Annotated in this window: 10 protein-coding genes and 2 pseudogenes; 4 read left to right on the top strand and 8 right to left on the bottom strand. The window is 58.9% G+C overall.

The annotated features are described in order from the left end of the window. Nucleotides 1–1,061, bottom strand: a pseudogene (istA, locus tag NKH28_RS33655) (IS21 family transposase); the annotation flags it as partial. 189 nt (nucleotides 1,062–1,250) lie between these two features. Here istA and NKH28_RS33650 point away from each other — a divergent pair. Then, nucleotides 1,251–2,072, top strand: a complete 822-nt coding sequence (locus tag NKH28_RS33650; protein WP_352542495.1) for a LuxR C-terminal-related transcriptional regulator — start codon at nucleotides 1,251–1,253, stop codon at nucleotides 2,070–2,072. Between the two features lie 205 nt (nucleotides 2,073–2,277). On the opposite strand, the gene NKH28_RS33645 is transcribed toward NKH28_RS33650, so the two are convergent. The 7 genes and pseudogenes from NKH28_RS33645 to NKH28_RS33615 all read right to left on the bottom strand — a co-directional run bounded on the left by NKH28_RS33645 (nucleotide 2,278) and on the right by NKH28_RS33615 (nucleotide 8,759). Next, complete coding sequence (locus NKH28_RS33645) at nucleotides 2,278–3,033, bottom strand: LuxR C-terminal-related transcriptional regulator (protein ID WP_352818814.1); 756 nt, start codon at nucleotides 3,031–3,033, stop codon at nucleotides 2,278–2,280. Nucleotides 3,034–3,760: 727 nt separating this feature from the next. Then, nucleotides 3,761–4,465, bottom strand: a complete 705-nt coding sequence (locus tag NKH28_RS33640; protein ID WP_352981404.1) for a Crp/Fnr family transcriptional regulator — start codon at nucleotides 4,463–4,465, stop codon at nucleotides 3,761–3,763. 538 nt (nucleotides 4,466–5,003) lie between these two features. Further along, nucleotides 5,004–5,678 carry a protein-L-isoaspartate(D-aspartate) O-methyltransferase gene (locus tag NKH28_RS33635; RefSeq protein WP_352981407.1) on the bottom strand — a complete coding sequence of 225 codons (675 nt, stop codon included), beginning with the start codon at nucleotides 5,676–5,678 and terminating at the stop codon, nucleotides 5,004–5,006. A 158-nt stretch (nucleotides 5,679–5,836) separates the two neighbouring features. After that, nucleotides 5,837–6,052 (bottom strand): hypothetical protein, encoded by a 216-nt coding sequence (locus tag NKH28_RS33630; RefSeq protein WP_502906700.1) that lies wholly within the window; start codon nucleotides 6,050–6,052, stop codon nucleotides 5,837–5,839. A gap of 336 nt (nucleotides 6,053–6,388) precedes the next feature. Then, nucleotides 6,389–7,146, bottom strand: a pseudogene (locus NKH28_RS33625) (tyrosine-type recombinase/integrase); the annotation flags it as partial. A 151-nt stretch (nucleotides 7,147–7,297) separates the two neighbouring features. After that, nucleotides 7,298–7,861, bottom strand: coding sequence for an RES family NAD+ phosphorylase (locus NKH28_RS33620; protein WP_352981403.1), 564 nt, complete (start codon nucleotides 7,859–7,861; stop codon nucleotides 7,298–7,300). Between the two features lie 112 nt (nucleotides 7,862–7,973). Continuing rightward, nucleotides 7,974–8,759: a hypothetical protein gene (locus tag NKH28_RS33615; RefSeq protein ID WP_352981402.1), complete on the bottom strand. Its 786-nt coding sequence runs from the start codon at nucleotides 8,757–8,759 to the stop codon at nucleotides 7,974–7,976. Between NKH28_RS33615 and NKH28_RS33610 the strand changes: the two genes are divergently transcribed. The 3 genes from NKH28_RS33610 (at nucleotide 8,734) to NKH28_RS33600 (ending at nucleotide 9,683) form a co-directional block, all read left to right on the top strand. Next, nucleotides 8,734–8,883, top strand: coding sequence for a DUF1612 domain-containing protein (locus NKH28_RS33610; protein WP_352502796.1), 150 nt, complete (start codon nucleotides 8,734–8,736; stop codon nucleotides 8,881–8,883). The two genes, NKH28_RS33615 and NKH28_RS33610, sit on opposite strands and share 26 nt — an antisense overlap. Then, entirely contained in the window at nucleotides 8,843–9,169 is a 327-nt protein-coding gene (locus tag NKH28_RS33605; protein WP_352981406.1) for a DUF1612 domain-containing protein, read from the top strand. Before NKH28_RS33610 ends, NKH28_RS33605 begins: the two co-directional genes overlap by 41 nt. Before the next feature lie 301 nt (nucleotides 9,170–9,470). Then, nucleotides 9,471–9,683 (top strand): DUF982 domain-containing protein, encoded by a 213-nt coding sequence (locus NKH28_RS33600; protein ID WP_352981401.1) that lies wholly within the window; start codon nucleotides 9,471–9,473, stop codon nucleotides 9,681–9,683. Nucleotides 9,684–9,946 lie beyond the last annotated feature (263 nt).

Genomic DNA, 9,946 nt, shown 5'->3' with positions numbered 1-9,946 from the left:
AGAAGGTCCTGTCGATCTCGACATGGTAGTCGGGATGCACCTTGGCCGATTTCCACTCCGCATATTCGAACGGCGCCGGCGGCAGCGGCGCCAGAGCCGACCGCTCGATCTCCTCGAACAGTTCGCGGCGGCTTTTGCCGACATGGCGCATGGGGCGGTTGTTGAGATCCTCCAGCAACCCCGCGATTGCGGCGTTGAGATCGCCGAGACTGAAGAAGCGCCGGTTGCGCAGCCGGGCCAGGACCCAGCGCTCGACGATCAGCACCGCGCCCCTCGACCTTGCCCTTGTCGAGCGGCTTGCGGCTGCGGGTCGGCAGGATCGTCGTGTCGTAATGTTCGGCCATGGCGGCGAAGGTCTGGTTGAGCGTCGGCTCGAACCACAGCGCCTTGGCGACGCCGGCCTTCAGATTGTCGCAGACGATCGCCTTCGTTACCCCGCCGAAGAAGGCGAGTGCCCGGCACTGGCCCTCGATCCAGTCCGGCAGCTTCTGGCTGAAGCTGGCATGGGCGAAGGTGAAGGACGAGGCGCCCAGCACCGCAACGAAGATCTGAGCCTGGTAGATGACGCCAGTATCGGGATCAACGACGGGCACGGTGTGGCCCGCATAGTCGGTCTGCATCACTGCGCCCGCCTCGTGGCGGTTGCGGAACGTTGCGCTCGCCCGGCGCTGGAAAGCGCCGAACCGGTCGCAAAACCACGTGTAGCCATAACCATCGGGATGCGCCGCACGGTTTTCCTGCCACAACAGCGTCAGCGTCACGCCCTTGGGCTTCAACTCGCGCGCGATCATCGCCCAATCGGGCTCGTCCATATCCTGCGGCGGACGGCCAACCCGGCGAAACAGAAGCCTCTCAAGCGATACGTCATTGTCACAGCCCGGCGGAAGCGGCCAGTCCGAGATGCCAGCCTCACGCGCCCGCAACAGACAGGTCGAAACCGAAGTCTTGCTGATCTTCAGCCGTTCCGACACCGCACGCACCGAGAGGCCTTGCTCATGCGTCAGGCGCAGGATTGATCGTAGGTCTTTCACTGTCGTTCGTCTCGCTTGCTTTGAAACCACGAGCTCGGGTTCTTGACCAAAAGCCCCAGGTTGAAGATTCGGGATACGCCTCGATGATGCTGCCCTACGCCTAAAGAGGGTATTTTGGTGTACGGCTTTCCTGGCGTAAGGTTAAAAAAAGAAAACTGTACGGTTGGCGCATGGAGCACCTAATCGACGCGTGTAACCAATCGCGCCGGGTGAGAAGCGATGATGACAAGGCAATCTTTCGTAACCGTGCTTGTCGGGCCAAGCGAGTTACTTCGAGAAGGTGTTAGTCGAATCCTGAATGAAGAAGATTTTCGCGTTCTTTTCTCTACGGTTTCTGTTAACGATCTTCTGCAAAAGCCGTTACCGCATCACCGGTCGATCTTGCTAATCATAGATATCGGCGGTGCTGATGCGGAAGCTGAATTCGCGCAGATTGCTGAGTTTAAGGCGATTTACCCAGCCAGCCATGTCGTTGCGCTAGCTGATCACTGTCGCACGACCGATATAGTCTCAGCCTTTCGTGCGGGGGCTGACGGGTATCTGACAAAGATCGCTGCTTACGACACCTTCATCAAAGCCCTCGAATTGGTTATGGTTGGGCAAACGGTACTACCTGCGGAAACTTCGATGATTATTCAAGATATAAGGCAAGGTTCGAAAGATGAACCGATAGCTTATGAGTTACCAAAGGTGGAAAGTAAAGTGGAGAGTAGCGATCAAGAACTGGTAATTTTGTCGAATCGCGAAAACTGTATTCTGTGCCGCTTGATCCAAGGGGAGTCAAACAAAGCGATCGCGCGCCAAATCAACATTGCCGAAGCTACGGTGAAGGTACACGTCAAAGCCATACTCAGAAAGATTCGAGTCCGCAACCGAACACAGGCTGCAGTTTGGGCGATGAATCATGGTATGCTTACTCCACCGACTGGCAACGGCGCGCCGGGGAACGATACGGTGGTACCTCAGGAATCTCACCATCGGCATGATCTACTTGAAGCAAAAAATGCATACCTCGTTTTCGACAATCGTCCTCCTATCTGACCTGCGACAGAGCTTCGTTTTGGCTGGTGCATTCACTTTCCGAAGCCTCGTTCCCGATCAAGGGCCAGCACAAGATTTTCGATACGATCGAGGTCTGGCTAGACAGCAGTTCAGCTGCCGATTCCGCCCTTGGACGTTCAGCAATAGAATGCGGCTGCGGGACTCACGCAAGTTGGGAAGTGTTACGCTTGGGCGCTTGGGCTCACTACTCAGCCAGAGTTCCTTCTGCGAGAAGGTCGTTGACCTTGCAGGCGACTTCCGTGCGGTTGGTCGCCTTTAGTTTCTTCATGATATTGCGGATGTGGACCTTCACCGTGCTTTCGCGCAAATTCAGTTCGTGGGCGATCATCTTGTTCGCCTTGCCGCGCCGGAGCGCTTGCGCAACCTCGGCCTGCCTAAGCGTGAACATGCCTGCCAAAGGCTGCGTGTCGCGGCTGCCCGAATCTATCAGGTGCCGCATAGCAATGACACTGCTCGCCGGCACGAAGATGCCTCCCGCTGCCGCAAGGTTGATGGCCTCGACGCAGACATTGATTGCAACAGAGGTCGGAATGTAACCGCGTGCACCGCATTCGAGAGCGGTCAGTATCTGGGCAAGGTCTTCGGTGTCGGCCAGGACGACCACAGGGACTGATTTGAACTCGCCCGAAATATGCCTGATCTCGTCAGCGATGCCACGATCGGTGACCTTCCGACTGCCAAGGTTGAAGAGTATGGCTGCAAGGGGAGGGGCCGATCTCTTTCTGACGCGCCATTCCTCGACGGACGCCAAGGCGGCGACATCCATGCCGAGTTCGTGGTCCACGAGAGCCGATGCGAGACACTCGCGGTCCAGAGCCCTTCCGTCCAAGATGAGGAGGCATTCCCTGCCTGTCTGCCCTTGGTCGATTCCCGGCCCGCCGGACGGAACTTCTGACTGACTGGCCGAATTACAATTGTGCAGTCCTGCCGTGGCACCCATGTCAATACTCCCTCTTTCCCACACAAGCCGTCTTGCGCTGGCCGACATGATTTCCGCATTCTCTCGCAGTGAAAGTTTGGTACTGCGCGTTTTGAAGGGTCGAGACTCGATTACCCCATTTGCGTCGTTGTCAGTTCCCCAACCCCCAGTGATACCCAGCGTGGGGTAAGTGTAGGGGTTATTTATAAGCAGTCTCTAACATAGATTGCTTTTTTGGTAATTTTCAGGGAACCGATGCCAAGCTGGACCCAAAGGGCTGGATTCTGTGCGAAAGGCGCATGCATTGGACACCCAGCCATCTTCAGCCCAGCAGACAGCCGAATCTGGATCAGCGTGTGCCTCCGACATTTCATCGGCAGACCAGAACCGCCGAAAGTGCCGTTGACATTGTCGGGGGACAGTGCTGGCAGCATTGGCTCCCCACTTTAATCGAGCAGGCCTTGGTAAGCGGCCCTCTGCGCATAATTTGGCAGCACGTCGCACTCGCGCGATAGGCCGAGTTGCCGCGGCCACGATGATCTCCCTTGTCACACTTGGTCAGCACGAACGGGTTGCGTTCCGCTCGGCCCAACCGTCGACCGCCTCGAGCCGGATACCGCTGTCCTCGAGACGTCAGGCGTCCTGCGCACGACCAGCCCTCCATAAATGTCGTCTCGAACTGTTCCGGCGACGGAACGACCGTTTTCATTTTGGCGTCCATGCGCTGGCGTTCAAAGAGAGATAGCCGCTACCTGAGGTACTCGCTGTCGAATCCGGCTGTTTCGACCAGCTTCTTGCGGTTGATCACCTCTACATGGCCTGACTTGAAAGAGACGAGATCGGCCTTGCGGAGCTCCCTTAACGTTCGGTTGACGTGAACCGTGGTCATTCCGAGGATGTCGGCCAGTTCATGCTGGGCAAGAGGACACTCATATCTTCCATCAACCGACAGCTCAACCATGGAGAGCCTCTCTTCCAACTCGAGCAGGAAATGGGCGGTACGCCTCATCGCGTTCCGCCGCCCGGTATTTATCAGATGTTCGGCAAGGATGGCGTTCAGGCGCGCCAGCGAGGAGGCGATCTTCTTCCCGATTCGGCCGTCCGACAGGATCGCCTCGACCAGTTCCTTACTGGAAATTTCATAGACAGCTAGTTCGGTTATGGACGCCAGCGACGCAAGACGGGGTCCGTCCAATCCACGGTAACCGACAACGTCCCCCTTGAGGGGAGTGTCTATGATCTGCCGCTCTCCGTCTGGCAGCGCGTGATAAAGTATAGCCCAACCCGATTTTACAATGAATATCTCACCGTTGTCGTCTTCCTGGCGGCATATCACCGAATGGGGTTTATAGGTTTTTGCGGTAACACCGAGAAAATCGTTGTTCCCCCACTCGTCCTTCGACAACGTTCCCCCTATGGGATGCGAGCACATGAACTCCAATAGTGTCTGCATGAAGAATCGGCGAGTTTGATTTTATTTCCATACGACTACAATAGTTTCTCCCGGATAAAGTCGGCCGAACGACCTCTTACCGTAGGGGAGGGGTGGCCTAATGTCCTCGTCTGTTTGAATGAGGTAAACTGCGTTTAGATCAAGGTGTTGCAAGCATCAGGTGGTTAAGTCTCCCCGCTTGAGCGAGACGATCCACGGCAAGGCCTGCAGAAGTGTGGTATCGAGGGCCGTATGGCGGGCCTCCTCGACGCGCGTGTCGTCGTGCATAATGACAGATGTCGCGGAATCATTTTGCACCTCGGTCGTGAGGAAATCCCGCGGACAGGCATTCGCCCGCAGGCGAGGCCGCCGAAGACTGCGCTTCCTCAGCAGACTATGCTGGCGCCGTATGTCGCAGTTAACTCAGGCCACGCTGCGGATAAGCGTGCCACAAGTCTGCGACGTGTTGTTTCTCGCGTTCACAAAGGGCGAAGAAACGCGGAAGGCTGGCATCTGATTGACGGTGGAAAAGCGCGGTCGCGTTAGTTGTCGCACCTCACTAGACGGTTTCGAGCCGGCCGAACCGAACCGGGATGAGTTTCCGGGTCTCGAGCTGCCCTGCCGCATCCTTGTCGATGACAGTCAGAAACTGTGCTTCTTTAGATCCCAAAGGCAGAACCAGCCGTCCCCCCGGCTTGAGTTGCTTCAGAAAAGCCGGCGGTGTCTGCTCAGCCGCCGCCGTGACCAGGATCTTGTCGAATGGGGCGTGCTCGGGCCAGCCGCGAGACCCGTCTCCGACACGAATGCCGACATTGGATAAGCCTAGCTCCTGCAGGAGAGCCTCCGCACGGCTTACGAATTCCTCGATGATTTCTACGCTCCAAACCTGCCCGGCGAGTTCCGCGAGGATTGCGGTTTGATAGCCCAGGCCAGTGCCGATCTCGAGGACCGCCTCGTGCGGTTGGGGAGCGAGGAGATCGGTCATGAGAGCGACGATGAATGGCTGCGAGACGGTTTTATCGAAGCCGATCGGCAGCGGCATGTCCTGGTAGGCATAAGGTGCAACCGAGGCTGGCACGAAGCGATGCCGCGGCACTCGCCGCATCGCCGCCATCACCCGCTCATCGAGCGCTGCCTTGCCGAGTTCTTCGCTTGCAAGGTCGGTATGGATTGCAATCATCTCGACCATGTGCCTGCGTATGACCGCAAGGTGCTCTTCGTTCATTGGCTTCATGACGGTGGGGCCTTCCTCAACCAGCTTGCTGCCGGTGAGCATTATATCCTGTTCGTCACGGTAGCGCCCGCCATCGTTTCCATTACGGGTGCCCACGGCAAGCGTGGGTGACCGTCTTGGCAGGCTATCGCCGGCGGCGACCCTGGAGATTCTGGGCGCTATATCGCATAGCGGCGTGTCCCACATACGGCTATCTCGCGCATCAGCTTCGCCAGCACCGGCCGGGAGGGCGAGGCGCCGGAGCCGTGCTCCTGGTGGGCGAGGCGGCAGCCAGCCGCCTTGACCTCGTCGGGCGTCGGTCGCCCGATCCTCCGTCGAGACGCGGGGATCGCCAATGGGCGGCCGATCGAGAGAACTGGACGTTGTGCGTGCATTTGGCCGGTTTCGGGGGCGACATTGTCGATCTGAGGACGGCGCAAGGCCAGGCCGACGCCCAGTTCGAAGATATGGCTTGTGCCTGGATGGATTTTCTCGCCGATGGCAAACGGCCGCCGTCATGGAGCATCCACGACCGCTTGGTTGCTGAAGGCAAGTTCGGCATTCTCGTGCCCAGCTTCGCCCCAGGTGCCGGCACATCCGATCAGAACCTCGTGCCATGGAGCTGGGGCGAGGGGCTCCCGCACCAGGTCAAGGTGATCGATCCGGAAGGCCGGCTGCCTCGGAACCAATTGTCTGGAGCTAACGCCGCAAGGGTCGGATCGAATTGCGACTCAGGCGATTATCCGCGCCGCCCGCGAGCGTGCGTTCCGCGTCATTGTAATAGTTTGAGGCCTGCTGCGCGGAGCGATGCTGCGACTGCTGCATGGCTTCGGGCAGCGGAATACCGCGGCGTGCGATTTCGGTGAGATAGCCGGAGCGCAAGCTGTGGCGGAGAAGGCTTCCGGATCGAGCGCCCGGCCTCGGCGGTGCGCCGCTTCAGGATCAGATTGACGGCCTGCGGCGTCAGGACGCGCGCTTCGAGATTGCCCCAGTGGTCGATGCCGCCAAACACGACGCGGTCGCTGATCCTGGCGCGTTCCAGCCAGCACAGGCCGGCCGACGAGCAGCACGAAAGCGTCGCTGTCGGCTTGCGTCGTCTCTGTGCGGCCGAGCCGTATCGACAGGCACGGCAATTTATCGCCGCCGGGAGCGTTGGGATCGGCCGGAACCGGGTCTTCGTCGACCAGCTGTTCGACGCGAAGAGCAGAAATTTCGCTGCGACGCCGGCCGCTGCAGGCGAAGGCCGTGATGAGAATCGCGCGATCCCCGACGTCGACGAGACGGTCACCGGCGCATGTTTCAAGAGGGCGGCCAGAATATCGGCGGTCACAGCGTTCCTGCTCTTGCGGCCGCGGACGGGCCTGGCGCGCACCGCCAGTTTGATCGCGCTCTGCAGGCCCCGGGGCTGCAAAATTTCCGCGCAAACCGCGCCATTGAATCACGTCGAACAGCTCGACAGCCGCCAGCGCACGGTGCACGGCGCATACGGACGGCTTTTACCCGCAACCGTCCCTCCGCCTTCGGCGCGGCCATGACCGCAACGGCACACTCTGATCAGACGGTTGCCGGAAGGCGCGGCTGGGGAGGTCAGCGACTACCTCGTTGTGCCCCCAGAATTGCCATGATCTCCTGTCCCGCCATCAGAAGCTGATGCCTACGATCTTTACGCCGATACGATCGGCGAGTTCGAGCAATTCGGAATAGACGTCAGAATTCCCGGTCAAATCGAGCGACACGCCGGACTGCACCAACGTCCTTGCCGGAATTCGATCGCCAAACAGCATCACGGCGAGAGCCCGGTCGTCCTGCCGAGAAATCCAGCAAAGTCCCTGGATATCTGGGCATTGTACGTGAATGGCTTCAGCCCAGGGGCGTGTTGCTGGGTAGCGGTCCTTCTCGGTGTCGATGATCTGGCTGCGCTTGATGCCGAGTTTCCTCAGCGCTGTGACGCTCAGATCAGCCAAGACCAATTCGCCCTGCGGCGCCACCTGCGAATAGACTTGATCCGCCAGTTTCACCTTGTCGTAGGTCTTCAGGCCCGGCGCGAATGGCACATCGTGGAAGACGGTTTCCATCGCCGCGCAGTCAAAGGTCGTGCCGCCGTACAGAGTTGGGATATTGGCCCCAGTTGCATTCTTGATCGGGCTGAAACGGGCATTGCCTTTCAGGCCTGGATTGAACTCGACGCCGGCATAGAGATTCAAATGGATACGATGGATAACTTGGTCCGCCGGCCATATCGTTCGGGTGATGATATCCTGCAAATCGTGCGATGGAACGGGAACTGGAATCCCAGGTCCCCGTCCAATCTTTGATTTAGCCATGGAGTGCGCCTACCAACTCATCCTCGGCGGCTGCAAGAACGCGCTCGGGTTGCGCAGGGAGCACATCTTGCGGACGCTTGCCCCCAAGGAAGCTATTGACCGATGCAAACCAATAGGCGAGCCCCCAGTCGTCCTTTTTCTCGTGTAAGACGCTCAGAACCTTAGCGAGCGTTTTGATAGGCCGATATCCAGCGGCGGAATCCAGAGCATACCCAGGGAAATAGTCTACGCCCCGATGCCGAACTGCAAAGATCTGGCCTTCTTTCTTCCACTTGTTTGGCTGCGCACTCAGGTTGCTTGTGCTGAACCCAGCCATTTTGGCGATTTGGGGAGCGGTCAGCCAATCGCCGCTCTCCAGCACTGCCTTTCTCGCCTCGGCCGTCATCCGCGCCTCGACAAGCATGTACTGCGGGGGCGGCACCTGAGGGACCAGGGCCTCGATTATTAAGTTAATGGCTTCACGTTGACGACTCATCAGGATGGTACGGACCAGAGGCGCGATGCTGACGACCGTGTCCGCAAGGGCGCGAACTGCGGGTTCACTCCCATGCTCGAACGTTAGCGCTATGACTTGCTCCGCAGTCAGCCGATCAAGTTGGTCACCAACCTCCTTCGGAGTTCCGGTGAGCGCGCCAAATCCCGATAGCTCAAAGGTGTCATTGGTATGTGCCATAATATTCCACTCCGCTGGGTTGGTGAGGATGATTACATATATAGCACGATAACCGATCTCATCAAGTGCTATTGCTGCGATGCTCTCGGACGCCTGGGAAGACATCAGTCCACTCCAGCATCAACCCTGGCTCGGCACCCTTCTAGTCGCTCGCATGCTGCGGCAGCGCCGCAAGACCGCGGCCCCACCTGCTGGCGCTCAACAGCGGCCTGCACGTTATCGGCCGTGAGCGCCGGCGTCACCGTGACCGGACCACACGCCTGCTGGCATTTGTCGACGCCTTTACTGAAGCCACCGCGCTCGGCCTAAAGGAACATGACCGGCCGGCGTTGGCGCGGGAACAGATGCTGCGCCGCACCAGGAGCCGGCGCGGCAACTCGAAGCTGCCTCCGCATAATCCATTCCAGCAAATCCGCATCGAGCGTTGCGTGCCTCCCGCCGTGCAGGTACCTCGATACTGTCGCCTTACGCTTGAGCTGCTCAGACATCGCCGGCGTCAAATTCACGCCGCCTGATCGGCCGCGTCACCCAATTCCGACCATAGCTCCTCGCGAGCCGGCCTCAAGCACAAGAGCCGCTCCGACACGCCTGTCGCCCGAATTGAGAAACTGACCCCCTGACGAGATGAAGAACTGACCCCCTCGGTTATGAGAGGAGGCATGAGGGGGTGGACGAAGCCCATCCTCACAATGTTCGCCTACCGGGACAAACGTGACGCAACGGAACGGATGGTTCACCGGTAGAGTCTTGGGGAGGTTTGCGAAAGGAGACCAGCATATGACCTGCGAACGAGATGTCGGCACGTTCGAAGAGCCCGTGACCGTTTTGCTGTCCTCGGGCAAAGTCAGTGTTTCGAGCACCCGCGAAGCCGCCGAAATGCTGCTTTACCGCTGGCCCATTGGAGAAACCGCGCGCCGCATCCAGGCTCGTATGGCATGCATGAAGGTTCTCGGCGGCGGCAGCGCACCGGATGTAGCGCGCGTGGTATTTCTCAGCGCCGCCAAGGAAGCGAAAATCCTGAACGCCTGACATCGTCAATGCGTGCCCCACCACTGTCCATCATGCATCACTCTTGCAGCAAACATCCTGCGTCGATCATGCGGAGACGCCGAATGCTTGCGCGAGAAGGCTGGAGCCGCGGATCTGCACTCTACGTGGACGTATCACAGCTCCGGGCAAAGCGGCCTATGGATCAAAAGTTACGTGGAAACCTGCCCCACCAAACTTTGTCTGGCAAACGCATGTCGGCCCTCCCGATTTCGTTGCGGGGGGCGAAGCTGGATCGCGCGCAC

Origin of the sequence: Mesorhizobium sp. M1227 (genome assembly GCF_040318315.1) — a bacterium.
Taxonomy (GTDB): Bacteria; Pseudomonadota; Alphaproteobacteria; order Rhizobiales; family Rhizobiaceae; genus Mesorhizobium.
The sequence above is the reverse complement of the archived record's forward strand: the minus strand, read 5'-3'. Positions and strand labels throughout refer to the sequence as shown.